General features: G+C 72.0%; 23 protein-coding genes. 16 read left to right on the top strand and 7 right to left on the bottom strand.

What is annotated here, in order from left to right; genetic code table 11:
- Positions 1-43 precede the first annotated feature (43 nt).
- Both U5C87_RS19675 and mnmA read left to right on the top strand, forming a co-directional pair.
- Positions 44-1,234 carry a cysteine desulfurase family protein gene (locus U5C87_RS19675; RefSeq protein WP_330474143.1) on the top strand — a complete coding sequence of 397 codons (1,191 nt, stop codon included), beginning with the start codon at positions 44-46 and terminating at the stop codon, positions 1,232-1,234.
- On the top strand, positions 1,231-2,337 hold the full coding sequence (gene mnmA, locus U5C87_RS19670; RefSeq protein WP_330474142.1) for a tRNA 2-thiouridine(34) synthase MnmA: 1,107 nt from the start codon (positions 1,231-1,233) through the stop codon (positions 2,335-2,337). The genes U5C87_RS19675 and mnmA overlap by 4 nt, the downstream gene beginning before the upstream one ends.
- Positions 2,338-2,353: 16 nt before the next feature.
- On the opposite strand, the gene U5C87_RS19665 is transcribed toward mnmA, so the two are convergent.
- Positions 2,354-3,241, bottom strand: a complete 888-nt coding sequence (locus tag U5C87_RS19665) for a GNAT family N-acetyltransferase (protein WP_330474141.1) — start codon at positions 3,239-3,241, stop codon at positions 2,354-2,356.
- Between the two features lie 165 nt (positions 3,242-3,406).
- Here U5C87_RS19665 and U5C87_RS19660 point away from each other — a divergent pair, with 165 nt between their 5' ends.
- Positions 3,407-4,387, top strand: coding sequence for a methionine synthase (locus U5C87_RS19660; RefSeq protein ID WP_330474140.1), 981 nt, complete (start codon positions 3,407-3,409; stop codon positions 4,385-4,387).
- Positions 4,388-4,473: 86 nt separating this feature from the next.
- Here the strand turns inward: U5C87_RS19660 and U5C87_RS19655 are convergent, their stop codons facing one another.
- Together U5C87_RS19655 and U5C87_RS19650 are read right to left on the bottom strand one after the other, a co-directional pair.
- Positions 4,474-5,709, bottom strand: coding sequence for a L,D-transpeptidase (locus tag U5C87_RS19655; RefSeq protein ID WP_330474139.1), 1,236 nt, complete (start codon positions 5,707-5,709; stop codon positions 4,474-4,476).
- A 182-nt stretch (positions 5,710-5,891) separates the two neighbouring features.
- Positions 5,892-7,403, bottom strand: coding sequence for a long-chain-fatty-acid--CoA ligase (locus tag U5C87_RS19650; RefSeq protein ID WP_330474138.1), 1,512 nt, complete (start codon positions 7,401-7,403; stop codon positions 5,892-5,894).
- A 144-nt stretch (positions 7,404-7,547) separates the two neighbouring features.
- Here U5C87_RS19650 and ligA point away from each other — a divergent pair, with 144 nt between their 5' ends.
- From ligA to U5C87_RS19615, 7 genes are all read left to right on the top strand, one after another.
- On the top strand, positions 7,548-9,695 hold the full coding sequence (gene ligA, locus U5C87_RS19645; protein WP_330474137.1) for an NAD-dependent DNA ligase LigA: 2,148 nt from the start codon (positions 7,548-7,550) through the stop codon (positions 9,693-9,695).
- Between the two features lie 32 nt (positions 9,696-9,727).
- Positions 9,728-9,931, top strand: a complete 204-nt coding sequence (locus tag U5C87_RS19640) for a hypothetical protein (RefSeq protein WP_330474136.1) — start codon at positions 9,728-9,730, stop codon at positions 9,929-9,931.
- Positions 9,932-10,142: 211 nt separating this feature from the next.
- Complete coding sequence (locus U5C87_RS19635) at positions 10,143-10,907, top strand: ABC transporter ATP-binding protein (protein WP_330474135.1); 765 nt, start codon at positions 10,143-10,145, stop codon at positions 10,905-10,907.
- A complete protein-coding gene (locus U5C87_RS19630) occupies positions 10,900-11,733 on the top strand; it encodes an ABC transporter ATP-binding protein (protein ID WP_330474134.1) in 834 nt (277 codons plus the stop codon). The genes U5C87_RS19635 and U5C87_RS19630 overlap by 8 nt, the downstream gene beginning before the upstream one ends.
- 207 nt (positions 11,734-11,940) lie before the next feature.
- The gene (locus tag U5C87_RS19625) at positions 11,941-13,185 is read left to right on the top strand and encodes an ABC transporter substrate-binding protein (RefSeq protein ID WP_030195067.1); all 1,245 of its coding nucleotides are present in this window, start codon (positions 11,941-11,943) and stop codon (positions 13,183-13,185) included.
- Positions 13,186-13,284: 99 nt separating this feature from the next.
- Positions 13,285-14,154: a branched-chain amino acid ABC transporter permease gene (locus U5C87_RS19620; RefSeq protein ID WP_030195070.1), complete on the top strand. Its 870-nt coding sequence runs from the start codon at positions 13,285-13,287 to the stop codon at positions 14,152-14,154.
- On the top strand, positions 14,151-15,170 hold the full coding sequence (locus U5C87_RS19615) for a branched-chain amino acid ABC transporter permease (RefSeq protein ID WP_330474133.1): 1,020 nt from the start codon (positions 14,151-14,153) through the stop codon (positions 15,168-15,170). The genes U5C87_RS19620 and U5C87_RS19615 overlap by 4 nt, the downstream gene beginning before the upstream one ends.
- Before the next feature lie 79 nt (positions 15,171-15,249).
- Here U5C87_RS19615 and U5C87_RS19610 read toward each other — a convergent pair whose 3' ends face one another.
- Entirely contained in the window at positions 15,250-15,780 is a 531-nt protein-coding gene (locus U5C87_RS19610; RefSeq protein WP_330474132.1) for a hypothetical protein, read from the bottom strand.
- A 146-nt stretch (positions 15,781-15,926) separates the two neighbouring features.
- On the opposite strand from U5C87_RS19610, the gene gatC reads away from it, so the two are divergent.
- From gatC to gatB, 3 genes are all read left to right on the top strand, one after another.
- Positions 15,927-16,223: an Asp-tRNA(Asn)/Glu-tRNA(Gln) amidotransferase subunit GatC gene (gatC, locus tag U5C87_RS19605; protein ID WP_330474131.1), complete on the top strand. Its 297-nt coding sequence runs from the start codon at positions 15,927-15,929 to the stop codon at positions 16,221-16,223.
- A 126-nt stretch (positions 16,224-16,349) separates the two neighbouring features.
- Positions 16,350-17,879 carry an Asp-tRNA(Asn)/Glu-tRNA(Gln) amidotransferase subunit GatA gene (gatA, locus tag U5C87_RS19600; RefSeq protein ID WP_330476721.1) on the top strand — a complete coding sequence of 510 codons (1,530 nt, stop codon included), beginning with the start codon at positions 16,350-16,352 and terminating at the stop codon, positions 17,877-17,879.
- Between the two features lies 1 nt (position 17,880).
- Positions 17,881-19,428 (top strand): Asp-tRNA(Asn)/Glu-tRNA(Gln) amidotransferase subunit GatB, encoded by a 1,548-nt coding sequence (gene gatB / locus U5C87_RS19595; protein ID WP_330474130.1) that lies wholly within the window; start codon positions 17,881-17,883, stop codon positions 19,426-19,428.
- Positions 19,429-19,545: 117 nt separating this feature from the next.
- Here gatB and U5C87_RS19590 read toward each other — a convergent pair whose 3' ends face one another.
- The 3 genes from U5C87_RS19590 to U5C87_RS19580 are packed head-to-tail and all read right to left on the bottom strand — an operon-like array spanning position 19,546 to position 22,291.
- Positions 19,546-20,292: a DUF937 domain-containing protein gene (locus U5C87_RS19590; protein ID WP_330474129.1), complete on the bottom strand. Its 747-nt coding sequence runs from the start codon at positions 20,290-20,292 to the stop codon at positions 19,546-19,548.
- Positions 20,293-20,331: 39 nt separating this feature from the next.
- Positions 20,332-21,588 carry a PQQ-dependent sugar dehydrogenase gene (locus tag U5C87_RS19585; RefSeq protein WP_330474128.1) on the bottom strand — a complete coding sequence of 419 codons (1,257 nt, stop codon included), beginning with the start codon at positions 21,586-21,588 and terminating at the stop codon, positions 20,332-20,334.
- A gap of 40 nt (positions 21,589-21,628) precedes the next feature.
- Complete coding sequence (locus tag U5C87_RS19580; RefSeq protein WP_330474127.1) at positions 21,629-22,291, bottom strand: MOSC domain-containing protein; 663 nt, start codon at positions 22,289-22,291, stop codon at positions 21,629-21,631.
- Positions 22,292-22,360: 69 nt separating this feature from the next.
- Here U5C87_RS19580 and U5C87_RS19575 point away from each other — a divergent pair, with 69 nt between their 5' ends.
- The 3 genes from U5C87_RS19575 to U5C87_RS19565 are packed head-to-tail and all read left to right on the top strand — an operon-like array spanning position 22,361 to position 24,728.
- Complete coding sequence (locus tag U5C87_RS19575) at positions 22,361-23,311, top strand: 2-hydroxyacid dehydrogenase (RefSeq protein WP_330474126.1); 951 nt, start codon at positions 22,361-22,363, stop codon at positions 23,309-23,311.
- Between the two features lie 20 nt (positions 23,312-23,331).
- On the top strand, positions 23,332-24,414 hold the full coding sequence (locus U5C87_RS19570) for a WD40/YVTN/BNR-like repeat-containing protein (protein ID WP_330474125.1): 1,083 nt from the start codon (positions 23,332-23,334) through the stop codon (positions 24,412-24,414).
- Between the two features lie 17 nt (positions 24,415-24,431).
- Positions 24,432-24,728: a MoaD/ThiS family protein gene (locus U5C87_RS19565; protein WP_030195122.1), complete on the top strand. Its 297-nt coding sequence runs from the start codon at positions 24,432-24,434 to the stop codon at positions 24,726-24,728.
- Positions 24,729-24,738: the final 10 nt, after the last annotated feature.

Raw genomic sequence — 24,738 nt, 5'->3', positions numbered from 1 at the left:
GGCGGCGGTCGGGAGAGACGTCGTGGCGGCCTAGAATCGATGGGTGACTGCCTACCTCGACCACGCGGCGACGACGCCGATGCTCCCCGCCGCCCTCGCGGCGATGACGGAGCAGCTCGCGGTCGTGGGCAACGCCTCCTCGCTGCACCGCACGGGCCGCGCGGCCCGCCGTGCCGTCGAGGAGTCGCGCGAGAAGATCGCCCGCTGCCTCGGCGCGCGACCGTCCGAGGTCGTCTTCACCTCCGGCGGCACCGAGTCCGACAACCTCGCGGTCAAGGGCACCTTCTGGGCCCGGCGCGACCGCGACCCCGCACGCGTGCGCCTGCTCGTCGGCGCCACCGAGCACCACGCCGTGCTCGACTGTGTCGACTTCCTCGTCGCCCACGAGGGCGCCAAGGTCACCTGGCTCGAGTGCACGTCCGAGGGCGTCGTCGAGCCCGCGACGGTGCGCGCCGCCATCGAGTCCGACCCCGACTCGGTCGCCCTCGTGTCGGTGATGTGGGCCAACAACGAGGTGGGCGCGGTGCAGGACGTCCGCGCCCTCGCCGAGGTCGCCCACGAGTTCGGGGTGCCCCTGCACACCGACGCCGTCCAGGCCGCCGGCCACCTGCCCGTCGACTTCGCCGCGAGCGGCGCCGACCTCATGTCCGTCACGGCCCACAAGCTCGGCGGCCCGATCGGCGTCGGGGCGCTCGTCGTCCGGCGCGGGGCCGCTCTCGTGCCGCTCACCCACGGCGGCGGCCAGGAGCGGCAGGTCCGCTCCGGCACCCTCGACACCCCGGCCATCGTCGGTTTCGCCGCCGCCCTCGTCGAGGCCACCGCGTCGATGGAGGCCGAGGCCGCGCGCCTCGTGGCCCTGCGCGACGACCTCATCGACCGCGCCATGGCGATCTCGCCCGACATCCGCCCGTCCGGGGTGTGGCACCGCGGCGACGGCGCGAGCCGGCTCCCGGGCAACGTGCACCTGCTCGTGCCGGGCTGCGACGGTGACTCGCTGCTCTACCTGCTCGACGCGGCCGGGGTCTCGTGCTCGACCGGCTCGGCGTGCCAGGCCGGCGTGCCGCAGCCCAGCCACGTCCTGCTCGCCATGGGCGTGGCCGAGAGCGACGCCCGGGGGGCGCTGCGCCTGACGCTCGGGCACACCTCGACCGCGGCCGACGTCGACACCTTCGTCGAGGCGCTGCCAGCGGCCATCGAGCGGGCCCGTCGCGCCCGGGAGGCGACCGCGTCGTGAGGGTCGTGGCGGCGATGAGCGGCGGCGTCGACTCGGCGGTCGCCGCTGCCCGCATGCTCGACGCGGGGCACGAGGTGGTCGGCGTGCACCTCGCGCTGAGCCAGAGCGCAGCGACCCTGCGCGAGTCCGCCCGGGGCTGCTGCACCATCGAGGATGCCGGTGACGCGCGGCGCGTGGCCGACGTGCTCGGCATCCCCTTCTACGTCTGGGACATGGCGGCCCGCTTCACCCGGGACGTCGTCGACGACTTCCGGGCCGAGTACGCCGCGGGTCGCACCCCCAACCCGTGCCTGCGCTGCAACGAGAAGATCAAGTTCGCGGCCCTGCTCGACAAGGCCCTCGCGCTCGGCTTCGACGCCGTCGCCACCGGGCACTACGCCCAGGTCGTCGAGGCCGACGACGGCCACGGGGGAGTGCGGCGCGAGCTGCACCGCGCGGTCGACTCTGCCAAGGACCAGAGCTACGTCCTGGGCGTCCTCGACGCGGACCAGCTGGCCCACTCCTTCTTCCCGCTCGGCGACACGAGAAAGCCGCAGATCCGCGAGGAGGCCGCCGAGCGCGGCTTCTACATCGCGAAGAAGCCCGACAGCCACGACATCTGCTTCATCCCCGACGGCGACACCCGCGGCTGGCTGACGCGCCAGCTCGGCGCGGCGCCCGGTGACATCGTCGACACCAGCGGCGACGTCGTCGGCCACCACGAGGGGGCCTTCGCCTACACGGTCGGCCAGCGGCGCGGGCTCGGGCTCTCGCGGCCCGCCGCCGACGGCGAGCCCCGCTACGTCGTCGAGGTCCGGCCCGAGACCAACCAGGTCGTCGTCGGCGCGGCCGAGCTCCTCGGCGTCAACGCCATCACCGGCGACCACGCCCGGTGGTCCGGGCCGGCGCCCGAGGGCGTGGTGCGCGTGGGAGCGCAGGTGCGGGCCCACGGCGAGGAGCACGCCGCGACGGCCTGGGCCGACGGCGACCACGTCGAGGTGCGCCTCGACAGCCGGATCCGCGGTGTGGCTCCGGGGCAGTCGGTCGTGCTCTACGACGGCACCCGGGTCGTCGGCTCCGCGACGATCGCGGCGTCCCGGCTCGAGCGCGCGACCATCGACTGAGCCGTCCGGGGCGGGCTCAGTCGAGCGAACGGCTCCACGTGACGGTGCGGGCACGCGGCCGGAATCCCATCGAGCGGTAGAGCCGCTGCGGGGCCGGGTAGCCGTCGTCACCGCGCGGGCTGATCTGGGCGACGACGGCGCCGACCTCGGCGAGCCGGTGCAGCGCGGCCATCGTGACCGCCCCCGCCAGTCCGCGACCGCGGTGCTCGGGCACGCAACCGACCGGCTCGACCAGCCCGGCGCCGTGGGCGGGGTCGAGCCACACGAGCGCAGAGGCCACCATCTGGCCGTTCGCGTCGACGGCGACCCAGTCGAGGTCGAGGCGGTAGGGCCACGCCGCCATGACGTGCTCGTACGCTCGCTCGTCCACCTTCGACGGCCCTACGTCGGACCACGAGGCGGCGTGCACGGCGGCGCGCGCCGCGGCCTCGTGCTGCTCGACGTGGCGGAGGCGGTAGCCGGGGATGGTCGGTACCGGGGGCAGGTCGACGAGGTCGAGGCAGTGGTGGGTGAAGAACGGCTCGTCGGGCTGCGGCGCGAATCCAGCTGCGGCCAGGGCGTGCTCGGCGGCGTCGCCCTCCATGACGAGAGCCGACTGCGTCTCGGCGTCGCTCACCTCCTCGAACCAGTCCAGGACCTCCGCGGCCACGTCGGGCCGCGCGGGGTCGACCTGGAGCTCGAGCCAGTCCGGAGCCTCGGCCCAGCCGAAGCCGACCACCTCGGCGCCGTCGGTCCACAGCGCGATCGCCTCGCCCTCGTCCAGGGCGTCCGGGTCGACGGGCCGGTGGTAGCGGCTCCACGCCAGCTGACCGGGATGGAAGCGGCTCGTCGGCGACCAGAGCCGCGAGGCGAGCGCCTGCATCGCGCGCAGGTCGTCGGGTCCGGAGAAGTCGTGGCGTCGCACCGGCGCCACGCTACCGCCGGGGGAGGGCCGCGCCCTCCCCGCAGGTCGTCTCGGACGGGGTCGACCGCTGACCCGCATCGTGGGCAGCAGCGTGGCCAGCAGCCTGTCAGGCGGCGTGTCAGGCGGCGTGCCAGGCGGGGGACCGGCTGCGCCTAGGCTGGCGCGGTGACTCTCGCTACCGGCATCGGCTCCTGGCCCGGCACCTCCGTGCGTGACGCGCTGGCGCAGGTGCGCGAGCTGCTCGATGGGCAGCTGCCCTACCTGCCCGAGCTGCCGGCGCGCGGGCCGGGCGCCGACATGGTGGGCCGCACCGCGGGCCTGCTCGTCGAGCTGCCCGTGGACCTCCAGCCGATCGGGTGGCGGCTCGTGGACCGACCCGGACGCGACGCCTCGCGCACCGCCGCCCTGCTCCGCGAGGACCTCGACGAGCTCGCTGAGGCCTTCGACGGCCACACGGGAGCCCTCAAGCTGCAGGTCGTCGGGCCTTGGACGCTGGCGGCGAACGTGTGGCTCTCGCGCGGCGAGCGCGTCATCGTCGACGACGGGGCCCGTCGTGACCTCGTCGAGTCGCTCGCCGAGGGAGTCCGGCTGCACGTCGCGGCGGTCCGCAGCCTCGTCCCCGGTGCGCAGATCGTGCTCCAGGTCGACGAGCCGAGCCTGCCCACCGTCCTCGCCGGACGGCTGCCGACGTCGTCGGGCTTCGGCCGGCTGCCGAGCCTGGACCCCCAGGTGGCGGCGGCCGGCCTGAGGACCGTGCTCGACGCCCACGACGGGGACACCGTCGTGCACTGCTGCGCGGCGAACCCGCCCCTCGCGCTCCTGCGGGCGACCGGCCCGACCGCGCTGTCGCTCGACGTCTCGCTGCTGCGCCCCCGCGAGTGGGAGGGCGTCGCGGTCGCCGTGGAGGACGGCATACGCCTGCACGCCGGGGTGGTGCCCACGGACGGCAGCCTCACGCGACCGCAGGACCTGGCGGCCCTCGTCGTCGAGGCCTGGACCCGGACCGGGCTGCCGCTCGCCTCGCTGGCCGACGTCGTCGTCACACCGGCCTGCGGGCTCGCGGGTGCCTCGCCCGACGTGGCCCGGGCCGTCCAGCGGGCTTCCGTCGAGACTGCCCGCGAGCTCGAGGAGCGCAGCGTCGGCTGAGAGGACGTCGTGCCGGTCCGGGGCCGGGGAACGCGAGAGGCCGGCCACCCGCAGGGGTGACCGGCCTCTTCAGGCGCTGGGGGAGCTCAGAGCGCGGAGCCTGCCGTCCACTTGGCCCAGCTGAGGTTCCAGTCGGCGTAGCCGTTGCCCATCGTCATGGGTCGGTTGGTGCCGGTGGTCTCGACGACGTCGCCGATCTGCATCTGGCCGTAGAGCCACTTGCCGTTGGCGTCGCTCATGCCGGTGCAGCCGTGGCTGACGTTGCGATGGCCCTGGTCGGCGACGGACCACGGTGCGGTGTGGAGGAACTCGCCGGAGTTGGTGACCCGCATGGCGTACTTGACCGGGGTGTCGGAGTAGTAGCCCGTGTCACCCTTCTTGAGGCCGATCGTCTCGGCGCGCATCGTGATGTTGGTCTGCTTGTCCATGATGACCTTGACGCCCGAGCGGGTGATGAACCCGTCCCGGCCGCCGGTGACCGGGATCCGCTTGGCCAGCTTGCCGTCGATCATGACGTCCATCTGGTCGGTCTTGAGGTTGACCTTGGCGATGACGGAACGACCGATCGTGAAGTCCGAGGTGCGCGACATCTCGCCGAAGCGACCGCCACCCGCGGGCACGCCGTTGAGGTTTGCCTCGACGTGCACCTTGCTGCCGGCCTTCCAGTACGTCTTGGGGCGCCAGTGGGCCTCGCGGGAGCTGAGCCAGTACCAGCTGCCCTCCTGCGCAGGGCTCGCCGTCACCTTCATGTGCTTCTCGAAGCTGGCCTTGTCGACGACCGGCAGGTCGAAGCGCACGACGACCGGCATGCCGATGCCGACGGTGCCGCCGTCACGCGGTGACACGGCGACGTAGACCTGGTCGTCGAGGGTGAGGTTGGCGGTCCGGAACGTCTTGGAGGTCTCGGTGACCTTGCCGTCGGCGTCCTTGGCCTCCATGTCCAGGGTGTACTTGACGCCCGGCTCGAGCAGGTCGCCCGCCGTCCACGTGCCGCCCTCGAGCGTGCCGTCGACCGGGATGCGGTTGCCCTTCTTGCTCTTGTAGGACAGCGAGGCCTTGGTCAGGGTGCCCTTCTGCGCGGAGGCCGTGACGCGCGTGTCGACGGCGACGTCCTCGGCCCCGGCGGCGGGCGTGGTCGTGAAGACGACCGGGTCGGTGGTCGGCGTGGGACTGGGCGACTCGGACGAGCCCTCCGACGCACCGGCAGACGAGCTCGCCGGCTTGCCGTTGTCAGCCGTGGCGGTCGCGTTGCACGCGGTGGCGCCCAGCATGGCCAGGACGGCCATCCCCGAGACTGCGGCGGAACGGATGCTCAACTTCACGCGTGAATACCCTTCGCAGACGTGACGCCGGGCGCCCCAGGGCGGGACGGGGTGCGACACGTCGATAGTGACCCTGCACCAGTGTCACCGATACGGGTCAATACTCCAAAACGTACGGCGAGTCCAACCGCTGCGCGTGTCGCACCCGGCCCGCACGGTCCCGCTGAGCCGTGCGGGGCCCCTCAGGAGGCGTTCTGCGGGCGCACCTCGCGGCGCAGGATCTTGCCCGTGGGGCCCTTGGGCAGCTCGTCGAGGCTCCAGATCCGGCGGGGGTACTTGTAGGCGGCCAGGCGCTCCTTGACGTAGGTCTGGACGTCCTCGAGGGTCGCGGAGGACCCGGGTCGCAGCACCACGGCGGCACCGACCTCCTCGCCCATGAGGTCGTCGGGCACGCCCACGACCGCGGCCTCGAGCACGTCGGGGTGGGTGTAGAGCACCTCTTCGACCTCGCGCGGGTAGACGTTCATGCCACCCCGGATGATCATGTCCTTCTTGCGGTCCACGATCGTGAAGTAGCCCTCGTCGTCGACGGTCGCGAGATCGCCGGAGCGGAACCACCCGTCGGGGATGGCCTCCTTCGTCGCCTCGGGACGGTTCCAGTAGCCCTTCATGATGTTCTCGCCGCGGATCGCGATCTCGCCGATCTCGCCGGGCGGGGTGTCCTTGCCCTCGAGGTCGACGAGCTTCATCTCGCAGCCGGGGATCGCTCGGCCGATGGTGCCGGGCTTCGTCGGCTTGTCGGGCATGTTGAACGACGCGACGGGGGAGGTCTCCGAGAGGCCGTAGCCCTCGAGGATCTGGCAGTGGAACTTCTCCTCGAACGCCTTCATGACGGCCTCGGGCATGGCCGAGCCGCCGGAGGCGCAGGTGCGCAGGGTGCTCGTGTCGGCCTGGTCGGCGTTCGGGTGGTTGAGGATCGCGGCATACATCGTCGGCACGCCCTGGAAGATCGTCACGTGGTCGCGCCCGAGGACCTCGATGGCCTTGGCGGGGTCGAAGCGGGGAATGAGGCTCAGGGTGGCGCCGCGCTGGACCGAGGTGTTGAGGCCGCACGTGAGGCCGAAGACGTGGAAGAGGGGCAGGCACCCCATGATCACGTCGTCCTGGGTGATCTCCATGATGTCGGCGGCCGACCGCTCGGCGTTGCGGTGCAGGTTGAAGTGCGTCAGCTCGGCGCCCTTGGGCTTGCCGGTGGTGCCGCTCGTGTAGAGGATGACGGCGGTGTCGTCGTCGGCGCGCTCGACCGGCTCGAGGACGGGCTCGGCCGCGGACTCCGACGCGTCGAACTGGCCGTCGGCCGGGCCCATCGGCCCGCACACGACCAGGCGCGTGCCGGTCTCGGCGGCGGCCTTGCCCGCCTCGTCGGCGAAGTCGGGCCACACGAAGCTGAAGCGGGCGCCGCTGTCCTCGTAGAAGTACTGGATCTCGCCCGACTTCAGCAGGGGGTTCATGGGAACCACGATGCCGCCGGCGAGCAGGGTGCCGTAGAACGCGACGGGGTAGGCCGGCACGTTGGGCAGGATGAGCGAGACACGGTCACCGGGCTCGAGGCCCGCCGCGCGCAGCTGCCCGGCAACCGTCGCCGCCGCCCGGTGCAGCGCCGACCACGACAGCTCGACCTGGTCGAGCTTGATGCCGACCTTGTCGGGGACGCGGGCCGCGGTGGCGGCGAGGTTGGCGGCGAGGTTGGTCATCTCTGCTCCTTCGCAGGGGGCGGCGCTCGGACTCGGGCCCATTGTTACCGCTGGGTCGCCCGGTGAACAGACCCGGTGCGTCCGACGCCACGTGACGTGTGTCATCGACCGGGCACCGTCACAGCTGGCTGGCAGGATGAGCGCGTGAGTGAGAGCACCGTCCCCGCGCCCGTCACCGACGACGTCCCGACCGAGATCCACCAGGAGTGGGCCGACCTCGCCGAGCAGGCCGCGACGGCCCAGTTCGCCTACCACGTCAAGGACGCGCCGACGATCAGCGACGGCGAGTACGACGCGATCATGCGCCGGCTCACCGCGATCGAGGACGAGCACCCGTCGCTGCGCACGCCCGAGAGCCCGACGCAGAACGTCGGGGGCGCCTCGTTCGCGACCGGCTTCGCCACCGTCGACCACCTCGAGCGGATGCTGAGCCTCGACAACGCCTTCTCCTTCGAGGAGCTGCAGACCTGGGCCGAGCGCGTCGAGCGCGAGGTCGGTGACGGGGCGCACTTCCTCACCGAGCTCAAGATCGACGGGCTGGCCATCAACCTGCTCTACGAGAACGGACGCCTCGTGCGCGCCCTGACCCGCGGCGACGGGCGCACCGGTGAGGACGTCACCCACAACGTCCGCACGATCGAGGGCGTCCCCGAGCGGCTGGCGGGCGACGACGTCCCCGACCTCGTCGAGGTGCGGGGCGAGGTCTTCTTCCCGACCGCCGCCTTCGCCGACCTCAACGCGAGCCTCGTCGAGGCGGGCAAGGCGCCCTTCGCCAACCCGCGCAACGCGGCCGCGGGCTCGCTGCGCCAGAAGGACCCGAAGGTCACGGCGAGCCGGCCGCTGCGCATGCTCGTCCACGGCATCGGCGCCCGCCGCGGCTTCGACGTCGAGCGACAGAGCGAGGCGTATGCCGTCCTGCGCGCCTGGGGTCTGCCGACCTCCGACGAGGTGCGCGTGCTCGACGACATCGCGGCCGTCGAGCAGTTCGTGACCTACCACGGCGAACACCGGCACGACCGCGCGCACGAGATCGACGGCATCGTGGTCAAGGTCGACGAGGTCACGCTGCAGCGCCAGCTCGGTGCGACCTCGCGGGCGCCGCGGTGGGCCATCGCGTTCAAGTACCCGCCCGAGGAGGTCAACACCAAGCTCCTCGACATCCGCGTCAACGTCGGCCGCACCGGTCGGGTCACGCCGTACGGCGTGATGGAGCCGGTCGTCGTGGCCGGGTCGACCGTCGAGAACGCGACGCTGCACAACGCGTACGAGGTGGAGCGCAAGGGCGTCCTCATCGGCGACACCGTCGTGCTGCGCAAGGCCGGCGACGTCATCCCCGAGATCGTCGGGCCGGTCGTCGACCTGCGCGACGGCACCGAGCGTGCCTTCGTCATGCCGACCGAGTGCCCCGCCTGCGGCACGCCGCTCGCCCCGGAGAAGGAGGGCGACAAGGACATCCGCTGCCCCAACACCCGCTCGTGCCCGAGCCAGCTGCGCGAGCGCGTCTTCGCCCTCGCCTCCCGCGGCGGCCTCGACATCGAGGCGCTGGGCTGGGAGGGGTCCATCGCGCTGCTCGAGTCCGGGATCATCACCGACGAGGGCGACCTCTTCGCACCACCCGAGGGCAGCCCGCACGCCGGGGACTACGGCATCACCCGCGAGAAGCTCTCGCACGTCCCGCTCTACACGCGGGCGGCGAAGAAGACCGACCCCGCCGACGCCGTCGTCGACGGGCGCATCCTCTCGGCCGGCGGCGAGACGCTCCTCGCCGAGCTCGAGAAGGCCAAGAGCCAGCCGCTGTGGCGGGTCGTCGTCGCGCTGTCCATCCGTCACGTGGGCCCGACCGCTGCGCGGGCGCTCGCGACGCACTTCGGCTCCATGGACGCGATCCGAGCGGCCTCGACCGAGGAGCTCGCGCAGGCCGAGGGAGTCGGAGGCGTCATCGCCGAGGCCGTCACCGCGTGGTTCGCGGTCGACTGGCACCAGGAGATCGTCCGCAAGTGGGCCGATGCCGGCGTCCGGATGGCCGACGAGGTGGACGAGTCCGCCCCGCGCACGCTCGAGGGCAAGACCGTCGTCGTCACCGGGTCCCTCGAGGGCTTCTCCCGCGACGAGACGAAGGAGGCCATCATCAGCCGGGGTGGCAAGGCGTCCGGGTCGGTCTCGAAGAAGACCGACTACGTCGTCATCGGCGCCAACGCCGGCTCCAAGGCGGCCAAGGCCGAGGAGCTCGGCCTGACGATCCTCGACGAGACCGGCTTCCGACGCCTCCTCGAGACCGGGTCGCCCGAGTGACGGTGCCCGACTCGCGTGACGGCGCCTGACCGGTGGCCGTGCCCGTGGAGGGCGCGCGGGACGGGTGCCGTGACCGCGTCGTCGCCCTCGGAGACGTCCGCCTGCTCGGCGTCGACCCCGAACGCATCGCGCGGGCCATCGCGCTGCTCGCGGCCCGCGCCGACCTGCGCGAGCGCCTCGTCGACGAGCGCGGGATCCGCCTCGTCGAGTCCGGATCGGCCGACGCCACGGTGTGAGCGGGCGGCGCGTCGATGGATGCGCTCGCATGTGTGCCGACCCCACAGAAGCCGCTCAGGTGTGTGGGTCCCCACCGTCCTTTCGTCGTGGTGCCCTCCTAGGCTTTGCCGAAGTTCGCAGCAGTTCCAGCAGCTATCCGCGGTCGATGCCTCGCTCACCTGAGCAGCACGCCGCGACACCACCGCTCACCGGAGCGCGACGCACGAGGAGGTGCAGGTCTTGACGGGTACCCCGTTGCTCGAGACCAGGGCCCTGACCAAGGAGTTCCGCGGTTTCCGCGCCGTCTCGGAGGTCGACCTGGCGGTCGCCCGCGGCACCGTCCACGCCCTCGTCGGACCCAACGGAGCGGGCAAGACCACGCTCTTCAACCTGCTCACCGGCTTCCTCTCGCCGACGTCCGGCGCCGTCGTCTTCGACGGTCAGGACATCACCGGCAAGGCGCCGGAGCAGATCGCGCCGCTCGGCATCGCGCGCTCCTTCCAGATCACGAGCCTCTTCGAGGCGATGACCCTGCGCGAGCACCTCGAGCTCGCCCTCGCGAGCCCCACGGGGATGGGCAAGCAGTGGTGGCGCTCGGTCAGCCGCATGGCGACCTTCAAGGACCGCGCCATGGAGCTGCTCGAGCAGGTCGGCCTCGCCGACCGCGCGGGCGCACCCGCCTCGTCGCTCGCGTACGGCCAGAAGCGTGCGCTCGAGCTCGCCATCGCCATGGCCCTGGACCCCAAGCTGCTCCTGCTCGACGAGCCGACCGCCGGCATGGGCATCGAGGACATCGACCGGACCATCGCCCTCGTCAAGCAGCTCGCGGCTGGCCGCACCGTCGTCTTCGTCGACCACAACATGCACGTCGTCGGCTCGCTCGCCGACACCGTCACGGTGCTCCAGTCGGGACAGGTGCTCGCCGAGGGCCCGTACGAGCAGGTCCGCGCCGACGAGCGTGTCATCACGGCCTACCTCGGAGCAGCCCATGAGTGACGACACCGCCGGCACGACCGGCACGACGACCGGCACGACGACCGGCACGACGACCGGCACGACGACCGGCACGACGACCGGCACGACGACCGGCACGACGACCGCGCCGGCAGGGACGACCGCCGGGCCGCGGATGCTCGAGGTGGCCGGGCTCTCCGCCTGGTACGGCGAGGCCCGCGTGCTCACCGACGTCAGCATCGACGTCGCCCCCGGCGAGGTCGTCACGCTCGTCGGCCGCAACGGCGCCGGCAAGACGACCCTGCTCCGCTCCGTCATGGGCCTGCACCGGCAGACCGAGGGCACGATCACCCTCGACGGCAGCGACCTCGCCAAGCGGTCGGCCGACGCCCGCGCCCGCGCCGGCATCGGCTGGGTCCCCGACGACCGCGGCATCTACTCGAGCCTCACCGTCGCCGAGAACCTCCTGATGCCGCCCGTCGTGCACCCCGACGCCTGGTCGCTCGAGAAGGTCTACGAGTTCTTCCCGGTGCTGCACGAACGCCGGGACTTCCCCGGCACGAAGCTCTCCGGCGGCGAGCAGCAGATGCTCGCCATGGCCCGGGTCCTGCGGATGGGCTCGCGCCTGCTGCTGCTCGACGAGCCCAGCGAGGGACTGGCCCCCGTCATCGTCCAGCGCATCGGCGAGATCGTCCGCGAGATCACGGGTCAGGGGGTCGGCGTGCTGCTCGTCGAGCAGAACGTCAAGTTCGCCTCGACCGTCGCCGACCGGCACTACCTGCTCGCGCAGGGGAAGGTCGTCGAGCACCTCGGCAACGCGGAGTTCCGCGCCCGTGAGGGCGAGCTGCTCACCTACCTCGGGATGTAGCCCGCCCGCGTCGGCGCCACACCCAGCCCGCGCCGCGCATCACGACGCCGCACCACGGCGCACACCAGGCGTCGCGCACCCGCGCGGCACACGGCATACGGCATACGACATACGACAGCACCCACCTCGCCTCACCGCACCACCAGCGTCACCCCGTCACACACCCGTCCCACCCCGTCACAAACCCGTCACAAACCAGGAGCAGACATGCGTAGCAGGACAGTCCAGGGCACCGTCGCCATCGCGGCGACCGCGTCGCTCGCGCTCGCCGCGTGCGGAGGGGCCGGCGGCCCGCAGTCCGGCGGCTCGAGCAAGCTCACCGACGACAAGGTCGTCATCGGCCTGCTCAACGACCAGTCCGGTGTCTACAAGGACCTGTCCGGCCCCAACTCCAAGGTCGCGATCCAGATGGCGATCGACGACTACAAGGCGAAGTACGGCGACAAGGCCGTCGCCAAGGACATCGAGATCGTCACGGCCGACCACCAGAACAAGGCCGACATCGCCAACTCCAAGGCGCAGGAGATGTACGACCGGCAGAAGGCCGACATCATCCTCGACGTGCCCAACTCGGCCGCGGCCCTCGCCGTCGCCACGCAGGCCAAGAACAAGAAGAAGCTCTACATCAACATCGGCGCGGGCACGACGGCCCTGACCGGTGCGAGCTGCAACAAGTACACCTTCCACTGGGCCTACAACACCGCCGTCCTCGCGCGCGGCACCGCCGGCACCATCACCAAGGAGGGTGGGACGAGCTGGAACATCGTCTACCCCGACTACGCCTTCGGCCAGGACATGAATAAGTCGTTCAGCGCCGAGGTCACCAAGAACGGCGGCAGCGTCGGGCAGTCGATCGCCTCGCCGTTCCCGAGCGACAACTTCGCCACCTTCATCACCAAGGCCGGCGAGGGCAGCCCCAAGGTCGTCGGCTCGATGCACGCCGGCGGCGACCTCATCAACTTCGTCAAGCAGTTCAACCAGAGCTCGCTCAAGGGCAAGGTCCAGCTCGCCGTCGGCCTGATGTTCATCACCGACATCCACTCGCTCGGGGTCGACCAGTTCGCCGGCACCCAGTTCACCGACGCCTGGTACTGGAACTTCGACGCCCAGAACAAGAAGTGGGCCGACCGCTTCAAGGAGAAGACGAACACCCGTCCGTCCTTCGCCCACGCCGCCAACTACTCGGCCGCGATGAACTACCTCGAGGCCGTCCAGGAGGCCGGCACCGACGACGCCGACACCATCGTCGGCAAGCTCGAGGGCAAGAAGATCAACGACGTCTTCCTGCGCAACGGCGAGATCCGCAAGGCCGACCACGCCGTCATCCACGACGTCTACCTCGCCAAGGTCAAGTCCTCCGCCCCGGAGGAGTGGGACTACGAGGACATCGAGAAGACGATCCCGGCCGCCGAGGCCTATGGCGAGGCCAACCCCGCCTGCTCGATGAGCTGACACCCGCCGGTGGCGTATGCCGTCCGGTGGCGTCCCACGAGGGCGCGCCGGACGGCATGCACCGAGGTTTTCCCGATCGACCGCGAACGAGCGAGAGACATGAGCGAATTCATCCAGTACACCCTCCAGGGGCTCGCCGCCGGCGGCTTCTACGCGCTGTCCGCCCTGGGCCTCGCCGTGATCTTCGGAGTCCTCGGGGTCGTCAACTTCTCCCACGGCGCCTGCTACATGCTCGGCGCCGTCATCTCCGCGGTGCTGCTCGGTGAGCTGCACGTCGGCTTCTGGGTCGCGCTCGTCGTCGTGCCGATCCTCATGTTCGGGTTCGGCGTGCTCATGGAGCGGCTGCTCGTGCGCTGGCTCCTCGCGCTCGACCCGCTCTACAACTTCCTGCTGACCTTCGGGCTGACGCTGATCCTCGTCGAGGCGGTCAAGCAGCGCTACGGCGTCTCCGGCCTGCCCTACGAGGTCCCGGCGGGCCTGACCGGCCAGGTGAGCATCGGCAGCGTCAACCTGTCGACGTACGCGATCTTCGCGTGCCTCTTCTCCGTCGTCGTCTGCGTGGCCGTCGGGCTGCTGCTGACGAAGACGCGGATCGGCATGATCGTGCGCGCCTCGACCGAGGCACCCGAGCGCACCCGCGCCCTCGGCATCAACGTCGGCCGCTGGGTGACACCGGTCTTCGGCTTCGGCATCGCCCTCGCGGGCCTGGCCGGGGTGCTCGCCGCCCCGACGCGCGCCATCACGGCCGAGATGGGCAGCAACTTCATCATCATCCTCTTCGCGGTCGTCGTCATCGGCGGCCTCGGATCCATCCTCGGGGCGGTGGTCGCGGGCTTCCTCGTCGGACTCGTCGAGGCCTACGGCATCGCCTACGCCCCCACGTACGCCCAGATCGTCATCTTCGTGCTGATGGCGCTCGTCGTTCTCGTCCGGCCCTCGGGGCTCTTCGGACGGGAGGAGGTCGCATGAGCGAGCAGATGACCGCCAAGGTCGACGTCGACCTGGCCCAGCCCTCGATCCTGTCGCGGCGAAACCCGCTGCGCTACGTGCTGCTCCTCGCCGGCCTCGCGGTCGTCGTGATGCTGCCGTACTGGATCTACCCGCCGGTCGCGATGGACATCCTGTGCTGGGGGCTCTTCGCGATCAGCGTCGACCTGCTCCTCGGCTTCACCGGGCTGCTCAGCTTCGGGCACGCGGCCTTCTGGGGCGGATCCGCCTACTGCACCGGGCTCATCGCCACCCACTGGGGCGTGCCGTTCCCGGTGGCCGTCCTCGGCGGGGCAGTCTTCTCGATGCTCATCGCGTGGCCGATCGGCTACCTCTCGGTGCGGCGCACCGGCATCTACTTCGCGATGGTGACCCTCGCCTTCGCGCAGATGCTCTACTTCATCGCCAACCAGGCGCGTGACCTCACCGGCGGCGAGAACGGCCTGCAGGGCATCCCGCGCAACTTCTTCGGGATCGAGCTCGTCGAGACCGACCCGTTCTACTTCTACTACGTCGGCGCCGTGCTCATCCTCATCGGCATCCTGCTCGCCTGGCGCGTCGTCAACTCGCCCTTCGGCCGGGTGCTGACGGCCGTGCGCGACAACCCGGCCCGCGCCCGTGCGCTCGGCTACGACGTCGAGCGCTACAAGATCACCGTCTTCGTCATCTCCGCAGGGCTCGCGGGCCTGGCCGGCGGCGTCTTCGCGGTCAGCCACCAGTTCGCCTCGCTGCAGGAGCTGATGTGGACGACCTCCGGCAAGGTCGTGCTCGTGACGGTGCTCGGCGGCATCGGCACCCTCTGGGGCGGTCTCGTCGGCGCCGGTGTCGTCGTGACGCTCGAGGACTTCCTCGCCAGCTCCGGCTTCGAGGGCATCGGCCTGATCACCGGCACGATCTTCGTCGTCATCGTGCTGCTCTTCCGGCACGGCATCTGGGGCACAGGGCGCAACGTCCTGCGCCGCTACGTCCTCGAGCGGCGCCAGAGGTCGCGCGACTGACGGTCCGCCACCGCCGCACCCACCCGGTTCGATGTATTCGCGTACGCCGGAAGGCCGCGCGAATACATCGAACCGGGGGTCAGGCTCGCGGGGTGAGGATCCTTCGGGCGATCCGGCCCACGACGAGCCAGGCGACCGCGCCGAGGCCCCAGTTGGTGATGGCGTTCTTGACCGTCGCGCCGTCGCCGGTGAACTGCTTGACGCCCGCGGTGCGGCTGAAGACGCCCAGGTCGGCCCAGTCGGCCGCCTTGAGCACCGCCTCGACGAGCGCGTTGCGCGTGTTGGCCTCGAGCACGACGAGGACGGCGCCGAGCAGCAGGGCCGTCGCCGCGAGCAGGCAGGCGAACCACACGATCTCGCCGAGCAGCGTGCGCAGCCGCGTGATCCCGGCGCCGGTCAGGCTCGCGGCCCGGCGTGCGCCGGCGCGGACGTCGAGGGAGCGGCGTGCCGCTGCGCCCGACTCGGCCTTGGCGGCTGCCCGGTCCGAGGGCTCGGGAGCGGGAGCCGGGGTGGGCGTCCCGGCCTCCGGCGTCGTGGCGGCCGGTGTGGCCGGTGCGGGTGCGGGCTCGGGTGCGGGGGTGTCGGTCGTCGGGGTGGCCGGGCTCGTCATCGAGGGTTCTCCTTGCGGCAGTTCGTGGATCCGGTGTGGTCAACGAGCCAGGCCGCCGGAGGACACGCCCGTCTCGTCGCGGACCCGTCGAGCCGACGCCGGATGCGTGGTCCGGGCGCGCTGGGGCGCCCCATAGACTGGCGCGCATGTCATCCCTGTCCCGCGACGACGTAGCCCACCTGGCCGGCCTCGCCCGCATCGAGCTCTCGAACGCCGAGCTCGACCGCATGGTGGGTGAGCTCGGCGTCATCCTCGAGTCCGTGGCCAAGGTCCAGCAGGCCCCGACCGAGGGCGTGGCCCCGATGTCGCACCCGATGCCGCTGACCAACGTGACCCGCCCCGACGTGGTCCGCCCGAGCCTCGGCGCCGACGCCGTGCTCGCCGGCGCGCCCCAGGCCGAGCAGCAGCGCTTCTCGGTGCCGCGCATCCTCGACGAGGACTGAGCCCCCCAGCCACCGACCTGCTCGCGTATGCCGTGTCGCCGAGCACCCGGCATACGCCCCGCCCGTGACGGGCATCCACGAAACCGCTTGTCGCAGCTACGAACCGAAGGCACCGACGTGACCGACCTGCCAACCGACCTGACGAGGGCGACCGCCGCCGACCTGGCCGACGCTCTCGCGCGCAAGACCATCAGCTCCGTGGAGGTGACCCAGGCGCACCTCGACCGGATCGCCGCCGTCGACGGCCAGGTGCACTCCTACCTGCACGTCGACACCGACGGCGCCCTCGCGCAGGCGCGCGCGGTCGACGAGCGGCGCCAGGCGGGCGAGAGCCTCGGTGCGCTCGCGGGCGTGCCGATCGCCGTCAAGGACGTCATGACGACCAAGGGTGTGCCCACGACGTGCGGCAGCCGCATCCTCGAGGGCTGGATCCCGCCCTACGACGCGACCGTCGTCACGAAGCTGCGCGAGGCCGGCCTGCCGATCCTCGGCAAGACGAACATGGACGAGTTCGCGATGGGCTCCTCGACGGAGCACTCGGCCTACGGCCCGTCGCACAACCCGTGGGACCTCGACCGCATCCCCGGCGGCTCGGGCGGTGGCTCGAGCTCGGTGCTCGCCTCGTTCCAGGCGCCGCTCGCGACCGGCACCGACACCGGTGGCTCGATCCGCCAGCCGGCCGCCGTCACGGCCACCGTCGGCACCAAGCCGACCTACGGCGGCGTCTCGCGCTACGGCCTCGTGGCGCTCGCCAGCTCCCTCGACCAGGCCGGCCCGTGCGGCCGCACGGTGCTCGACACCGCCCTGCTGCACGCCGTCATGGGCGGCCACGACCCGATGGACTCGACGTCCATCGACGCGCCGGTCCCGCCGGTCGTCGAGGCGGCCCGCGCCGCCGACGTGCGCGGCATGAAGATCGGCGTCGTCAAGGAGCTCGGCGGCGAGGGCTACCAGCCCGGCGTCCGCGCCCGCTTCGACGAGTCCGTCGCGCTGCTCGAGGAGCTCGGCGCCGAGGTCGTCGAGGTCAGCTGCCCGAACTTCGAGTACGCCCTCGCGGCCTACTACCTCATCCTCCCGAGCGAGGCCTCGAGCAACCTCGCCAAGTTCGATGCCATGCGCTACGGCCTGCGGGTGCTGCCCGAGGGCGTCGACGCCCCGAGCGCCGAGCAGGTCATGGCGGCCACGCGTGACGCCGGCTTCGGCGACGAGGTCAAGCGCCGCATCATCCTTGGCACGTACGCCCTGAGCTCGGGCTACTACGACGCGTACTACGGCTCGGCCCAGAAGGTCCGCGCGCTCATCGCCCAGGACTTCGACGCGGCATACAGCAAGGTCGACGTGCTCGTCAGCCCGACGGCCCCGACCACGGCCTTCAAGCTCGGCGACAAGCTCGAGGACCCGATGGCCATGTACCTCAACGACATCGCAACCATCCCGGCCAACCTCGCCGGCGTGCCCGGCATGTCGATCCCGTCCGGTCTCGCCGACGAGGACGGGCTGCCCGCCGGCATCCAGATCCTCGCGCCCGCGACCAAGGACGAGCGGCTCTACTCGGTGGGCGCCGCCCTCGAGGCCGCCCTCGTCGACCGCTGGGGCGGTCCGATCCTCGACCGCGCACCCTCGCTGGGTGGCGCCGCTGCTGCGAAGGGAGCCTGACATGAGCACGGCCACCGCCGACGCCGTCATGGACTACGACGAGGCCATGGGCAAGTTCGACCCCGTGATGGGCCTCGAGGTCCACGTCGAGCTGCACACGGCGACGAAGATGTTCTGCGGGTGCCCGACGGAGTTCGGCGCCGAGCCCAACTCGCAGGTCTGCCCCGTGTGCCTCGGCCTGCCGGGCGCGCTGCCCGTCGTCAACGAGAAGGCTGTCGAGTCGGCCATCCGCATCGGCCTCGCGCTCAACTGCGAGATCGCCGAGTGGTGCCGCTTCGCCCGGAAGAACTACTTCTACCCGGACATGCCGAAGAACTTCCAGACGTCGCAGTACGACGAGCCGATCGCCTTCGAGGGCCACCTCGACGTCGAGCTCGAGGACGGCACCGTCTACCGCGTCGAGATCGAGCGCGCCCACATGGAGGAGGACACCGGCAAGTCGCTGCACATCGGCGGCGCGACCGGCCGCATCCACGGCGCCGACCACTCGCTCGTCGACTACAACCGCGCCGGCATCCCGCTCATCGAGATCGTCACCAAGCCGATGGTCGGCGCGGGGGAGCGCGCACCCGAGGTCGCCAAGGCCTACGTCTCGGCGCTGCGCGACCTGCTGCGCGCCCTCGACGTCAGCGACGTCAAGATGGAGCAGGGCTCGATGCGCTGCGACGCCAACGTCTCGCTGCGACCGCGCGTCGGTGCGCCGCTCGACGAGGCCCAGCTCGCCGTGCCGCTCGGCACCCGCACCGAGACGAAGAACGTCAACTCGCTCCGCTCGGTCGAGCGGGCCGTGCGCTACGAGATCTCCCGCCACGCGGCGATCCTCGACGGCGGCGGCTCGATCCTGCAGGAGACGCGTCACTGGCACGAGGACACCGGCATCACGACGTCGGGCCGCGTCAAGTCCGACGCCGAGGACTACCGCTACTTCCCGGAGCCCGACCTCGTGCCCGTCGCACCGACGCGCGAGACGGTCGAGGCGCTCCGCGGCACCCTGCCGGAGCCTCCCGGACTGCGCCGCAAGCGGCTCCAGTCCGACTGGGGCTACAGCGATCTCGAGATGCGCGACGTCGTCAACGCCGGTGCCGTCGAGCTCATCGAGGAGACCGTGGCAGCCGGCGCCAGTGCCGGTGCGGCTAAGAAGTGGTGGCTCGGTGAGCCGTCGCGCCGCGCCAACGCCGAGGGCCAGGACATCGTCACGTATGCCGCGGGGCTGGGTCTGACGCCCGCCCACATCGCCGAGCTCGACGGGCTCGTCGTCTCCGGCCGGCTCAACGACTCGATGGCGCGCCAGGTGCTCGACGGCGTGCTCGCCGGCGAGGGCACGCCGACGGCCGTCGCCGACGCGCGCGGGCTCGAGCTGGTCCAGGACGACGGCGCCCTCGAGGCGGCTGTCGACAAGGTCATCGAGGCCAACCCCGACGTCGCCGCGAAGATCCGCGACGGCAAGGTGGCGGCCGCCGGTGCGCTCATCGGCCAGGTGATGAAGGAGATGAAGGGCCAGGCCGACGCCGGCAAGGCCCGCGAGCTCATCCTCGCCAAGCTGCAGTAACCGTCGGGAGGCCAGAGTTCGTGGCCAACGCGTAGTCGAGAGGCCACTCTTCGTCACGAAGAGTGGCCTCTCGACTGCTGTGGACCCGCAAGGGGTGGCCTCTCGACGTTCGAGGGGTCAGCGCTTGCCGCCGCCGAGGAGGCCGCCGAGCAGGCCACCGAGGATGTCGCCCGCGCCGCCGCTGCCACCGGAGGAGCCGGCCCCGCCGCCGAGCACCTGGCCGAGGATGTCCTGCAGCGGGTTGGACCCACCGGCGGCCGCCCCCGTCGAGGTGGCGCTGCCGGGCGCCTGCACCGGGCCGCTCGAGGCTCCGACGCCGCCGGGGAAGAGCGGGCCGCCGTCCGTGGACCCGCCGCCGGAGCCCCCGGTCCCGATCGTGCCGTCCTCCGAGCCACCGCCGAGCATGCCGCCGAGGCCGCCCTGACCCAACTTGTTGGCGAGCCACGACATGACGATCGGCGCGAGGAGCGGAAGCAGCTTCTGCACGAGGCCGCCCGAGCTGCCCCCGAGGCCGCCGAGCTGGTTGACCACCTGGTCGGTGCTGCCGCCGAAGATGTTGCCCACGATGGCGCGACCGTCCTGCTCGTCCAGGTCGTCGAGGCCGGTGACGGGGGCCTGGTGGTCCGACAGCGCCGCCATCAGCGAGTCGGCGCCGGCCGGGTCGGAGGCGTTGGCCTGCAGGCCGCCGAGCAGGGCGGGCAGCGCCTGCTCCGTCGCCTGGCGCACCTCGTCGCTCCCGACGCCGAGCTGGCCCGCCAGCTGGTCGATCGGTACCTGGTCGAGGATCTCGTCGTACGAACCCATCGGGTGCCCCTCCTGCTCGTGGACGGCGTCGGTGCCGGCCCTGTCCGTCAGGCTAGCCACGTCCGGCCGGGAGCGGCAGGCCCGACGTCGCGCAGTCCGTCAGCCGGCGCCGACCGCCGAGAGCGGCAGGGAGATGAGCCGGTCGGCCCGGTCGTTGTTGCTCGTCGTGATCCAGACCCGGTCGCCGACGCAGTGGATGTCGCGGATGCGGCCGTAGGTGCCCTGCAGGTGGCGGGTCGGCGTGCCGGCCGTCCCGTCGGCACCGACGGGGACGCGCCACACCGACTGGCCCCGCAGGGCTGCCATGTAGACGGCGCCGTCCGGGCCCACGGCGATGCCGCTCGGTGACATCTCGGACGTCGGCCACTGGGCCACGGGGTCGACGAAGTCGGGGTTGCCCGCGCGCCCCTCGACCTCGGGCCAGCCGTAGTTCTTCCCGGGCTCGATGAGGTTCAGCTCGTCGAAGGTGTTCTGACCGAACTCGCTGGCCCACAGTCGTTTCCGGCTGTCCCAGGCGAGGCCCTGCACGTTGCGGTGCCCGAGGGACCAGATCGGCGAGCCGCCGAAGGGGTTGCCCGGGGCGGGGTCACCGTCGGGGGTGATGCGCAGGATCTTGCCGCCGAGCGAGCCGAGGTTCTGCGACAGCGAGGTGTCGCCGGCCTCGCCCGTGCCGACGTAGAGGTAGCCATCGGGTCCGAAGGCGATGCGGCCGCCGTTGTGGTAGCGACCGCGGGGGATGCCGGAGAAGATGACGACCGGCTCGCCGAGCGTGCCGTCCCGCCAGGGCACGGCCGCGATGCGGTTGTCGCTGTCGGTCGAGTAGTACGCGTAGAAGACGGGGTCCGCGTCGAAGTCCGCGGGGACGGCGAGGCCGAGGAGCCCGCCCTCGCCCTCGGTGCGCGTGATGGGCAGCCGTCCGGCGACGGAGGACGCGCCGCCCGACCCGGGCTTGGGCACGTGGAGGATGCGGCCCGTGTTGCGCTCGCTGACGAGGGCGCTCCCATCGGGGAGCACCGCGACCGACCAGGCGATGTCGAGCCCGGACAGCAGCGTCGTGGGTCCCTGGGGCGTGGCCTGGGGCGTCGCAGGTCGGGTGGAGGTCGGCGCCGCGGGCGTGGTCGCCGTGGGGGAGAGGGCCGACGTGCCGCTGCTCGGTGCGGCGGTCGCGGTCGGCGCGCTCGTGGCCCCGCTGCCTCGCCCGGCCTCGGTGCCCGACGTCCCGCCGTTGCCCCCGGCGCCCGTGCCCGTCCCGACCGAGGGCGCCGACGGCCCGCCTGTCGAGCACGCCGCGGTGAGCAGGGCGACGACGACGCACCCCGAGAGGGCGCGACCGATCGATCGGGAGGAGTGCGGCATACCTCATTCTGTCCCACGCGGAGCGCGGGAGCACGGTGGCTCAGCGGCCGCGTCGCCCGAGGGCGTCGACGAGGCCCTCCTGGACCTCGGGGTGGACGACGTCCGCGTCGACGACCCGGCGAGCGGCCTCGAGGTCGCCGGTGAAGGCGCGGAAGAGCAGGAGCAGGTCGATGTCGTGCGTGGGCCGCTCGACCTCGACGGGTGTGCCGGTGCGCACGACGCCCGGCGTGACGACCGACAGGTAGGCCCCGGTGCGGCCCTCCTCGGTGAACCGCCGCACCCAGCGGGGCTCGTCCATGTGCTTCGCGAAGGTCCCGCACGGGATGCGCGGGACCTCCACCCGCAGCACGACGTCCCCGATCCGCCAGAGCTCCCCGACGAGGGCGTGCGTCGTGTCGATCCCGACGGTCGTGACGTTCTCGCCGAAGCCACCGGAGCGCAGGGGGCGTCCGACCTGCTGCTCCCAGAAGTCCAGGTCCTCGCGCGGGTAGGCGTAGACGGCCTGCAGCTCGCCCCCGTGGTGCTTGGGGTTGCCGATCTCGTCGCCGACCACGCCGCTGCCGAGCCCGCCGTGCTTGGGTCCCGGGTCGCGCACCTCGAAGGCGTCCACCGGCTGCTTGTCGATGGCGGTCGGGCGGCCACCACCGTGGGGGACGGTGCGCCGGCCGGAGCCGAGTGCCAGGACGTGGGGCTGCGTGATCACGGCGCGAGCCTAGCCGTGACTCGGCGGACTGGTCCGCGGCCACGGCGCTGCCTTCGTTAGCGTGACGTCATGGCTGCTGATCCGCTCGTCGTGTCCGTCCCCGACCCGGAGTACGCCGAGGCGCTCGCCGACCTCGACGGTGTCGACGCGCTCGTGTGGGACATGGAGGGTCCGCACCCGCGCGGCGCCGAGATCCGCCTCGCCGTGATGCCCTACATGACGAAGCTGCGGCTCGCCGACGTCACGCCGGGCCTCGACTCGCTCGAGGTCGTCCAGCTGCAGAGCGCCGGCTACGAGCACTTCGTCGACGACCTGCCGGACGGCGTGACGCTCTGCAACGCGGCGGGGGTCCACGATGCGTCGACAGCCGAGCTCGCTCTCACCCTCGTGCTCGCGTCGATCCGCGAGATCCCGGGTTTCGCTGCGTCCCAGGCGCGCTCGACCTGGGAGCCGTTGCGACTGCGCTCGTCGCTCGCCGACCGGCGGGTGCTCGTGGTGGGCTACGGACAGATCGGACGGGCGATCGTGCGACGTCTGGAGCCGTTCGAGGTCGCGATCACGGCGGTCGCGTCGCGGGCCCGGGCCGGTGACGACCTCGTGCCGCACGTGCACGGCATCGACGAGCTGCCCGAGCTCCTGCCCGACCAGGACGTCGTCGTCGTCATCGTCCCGCTCACCGACGCGACCCGCGGGCTGTTCGACGCGCAGATGCTCGGTCGTATGCCGGACGGCGCGCTGCTCGTCAACGTGGCCCGGGGAGCGGTGGTCGACACCGACGCCCTCGTCGCCGAGTGCTCCTCCGGGCGGCTGCGCGCGGCGCTGGACGTGACCGACCCCGAGCCGCTCCCCGAGGGCCATCCGCTGTGGACCGCGCCGGGGGTCCTCGTCACGCCGCACGTGGGAGGCGCGACCGAGGCCATGCGGCCGCGGGCCATCGCGCTCGTGCGCCGGCAGGTGGAGGCCCTGCGCTCCGGTGCTCGGGTCGACAATGCCGTGGCCGGACCCTTGTCTGCCCCGTAGTCATAGTGGACACTGTCCACATGACCGAGACCATCGTCGCCATCGGCACGCGCAAGGGGCTCTGGATCGCGCGCAGCACCGACCGCCGGGACTGGGCCCTCGAGGGTCCGCACTTCCTCATGAGCGAGGTGGCCTCGGTGGCCGTGGACACCCGCGAGGGGCGCTCCACGGTCCTCGCCGGCGTCAAGTCGTGGCACTGGGGCCCGACCGTCCAGGTGTCGTCCGACGGCGGTCGCACGTGGACCGAGAGCGCCGAGCGGGCCCTGTCGTTCCCCACCGACACCGACACGGCGCTCGAGCGCGTCTGGCAGCTGACGCCCGACCCCAACGACGCCGACGTCGTGTGGGCCGGGGTCGAGCCGCACGCCCTCTTCCGCAGCACCGACCGGGGCGAGCGCTACGAGCTCGTCCGCGGGCTGTGGGACCACCCGCACCGGCCGAGCTGGGAGCCGGGCTTCGGTGGGGGAGCCGTGCACACGATCGTCCCCGAGCCCGGGCACCCCGAGCACCTGCTCGTCGCCATGAGCGCGGGCGGCGTCTACCGGTCGGAGGACGGCGGAAACACCTGGGAGGCAAGCAATCCCGGCATCCGGGCCTACTTCATGCCCGACAACGAGTACCCCGAGTTCGGCCAGTGCGTGCACAAGGTCGCCCGTGGGCAGGCCGACGGGGCGCTCTACGCCCAGAACCACAAGGGCGTCTACCGCTCCGACGACAACGGCCACACGTGGGAGTCCATCGCCGACGGGCTGCCCACCGACTTCGGCTTCACGATCCTCGCGCACCCGCGCCGGCCCGGTGTCGTGTGGAACATCCCGGTGCAGGACGACGGCGAGCGCATCCCGCCGGGCGCCCAGCTTCAGGTGCAGCGCTCGGACGACGGGGGAGCGCACTGGCGCATGCAGGCCGACGGGCTGCCCGCCGACAGCTACACGTGCGTGCTGCGCGACGCGGCCTCGCTCGACGACTCCGACCCCGTCGGCGTCTACCTCGGCACCCGCAACGGAGACGTGTTCGCCTCCGCCGACGAGGGCGAGTCGTTCCAGCGCATCGCCACCCAGCTGCCCGACGTGCTCGTCGTGCGCGCGGCCCAGCTCGGTTGAGAGACAGAGGATTCCGTATGCCGTCCGCCCCCGTTCGCGTCATCCTCCCGGGCATGCTCCGCGACCTCGTCGGCGGCGTGGCCGAGATCGAGGTCGAGTCCCCGACCGAGTCGCAGACCGTGGCGGAGCTGCTCGACCGAGCCTTCTCGGGGCACCGGGTCCTCGACGGCAAGGTGCGCGACGAGCGCGGGCAGATCCGCCGTCACGTCAAGGTGTTCGTCAACGGTGAGGACGCCACACGCGGAGCCGGAGTCGGTGCGGCAGTGCCGGCCGGCGCACGCGTGCACATCATCAACGCGGTCTCCGGCGGCTGACGAGCGCGGT

Origin of the sequence: Terrabacter sp. C0L_2 (genome assembly GCF_036352015.1) — a bacterium.
Lineage (GTDB): Bacteria > Actinomycetota > Actinomycetes > Actinomycetales > Dermatophilaceae > Terrabacter > Terrabacter tumescens.
Note: the sequence above shows the minus strand (reverse complement) of the source record. Positions and strands in the feature narration are given on the sequence as shown.

What these genes read in the sequence shown, in the direction of transcription:
- U5C87_RS19650 (WP_330474138.1), bottom strand. Translation starts at nt 7,403, where the DNA reads ATGACCAACCTCGCCGCCAACCTCGCCGCCACCGCGGCCCGCGTCCCC.
- U5C87_RS19625 (WP_030195067.1), top strand. Translation starts at nt 11,941, where the DNA reads ATGCGTAGCAGGACAGTCCAGGGCACCGTCGCCATCGCGGCGACCGCG.
- U5C87_RS19620 (WP_030195070.1), top strand. Translation starts at nt 13,285, where the DNA reads ATGAGCGAATTCATCCAGTACACCCTCCAGGGGCTCGCCGCCGGCGGC.
- gatC (WP_330474131.1), top strand. Translation starts at nt 15,927, where the DNA reads ATGTCATCCCTGTCCCGCGACGACGTAGCCCACCTGGCCGGCCTCGCC.
- U5C87_RS19565 (WP_030195122.1), top strand. Translation starts at nt 24,432, where the DNA reads ATGCCGTCCGCCCCCGTTCGCGTCATCCTCCCGGGCATGCTCCGCGAC.
- gatB (WP_330474130.1), top strand. Translation starts at nt 17,881, where the DNA reads ATGAGCACGGCCACCGCCGACGCCGTCATGGACTACGACGAGGCCATG.
- U5C87_RS19615 (WP_330474133.1), top strand. Translation starts at nt 14,151, where the DNA reads ATGAGCGAGCAGATGACCGCCAAGGTCGACGTCGACCTGGCCCAGCCC.
- U5C87_RS19585 (WP_330474128.1), bottom strand. Translation starts at nt 21,588, where the DNA reads ATGCCGCACTCCTCCCGATCGATCGGTCGCGCCCTCTCGGGGTGCGTC.
- U5C87_RS19630 (WP_330474134.1), top strand. Translation starts at nt 10,900, where the DNA reads ATGAGTGACGACACCGCCGGCACGACCGGCACGACGACCGGCACGACG.
- U5C87_RS19610 (WP_330474132.1), bottom strand. Translation starts at nt 15,780, where the DNA reads ATGACGAGCCCGGCCACCCCGACGACCGACACCCCCGCACCCGAGCCC.
- U5C87_RS19570 (WP_330474125.1), top strand. Translation starts at nt 23,332, where the DNA reads ATGACCGAGACCATCGTCGCCATCGGCACGCGCAAGGGGCTCTGGATC.
- U5C87_RS19575 (WP_330474126.1), top strand. Translation starts at nt 22,361, where the DNA reads ATGGCTGCTGATCCGCTCGTCGTGTCCGTCCCCGACCCGGAGTACGCC.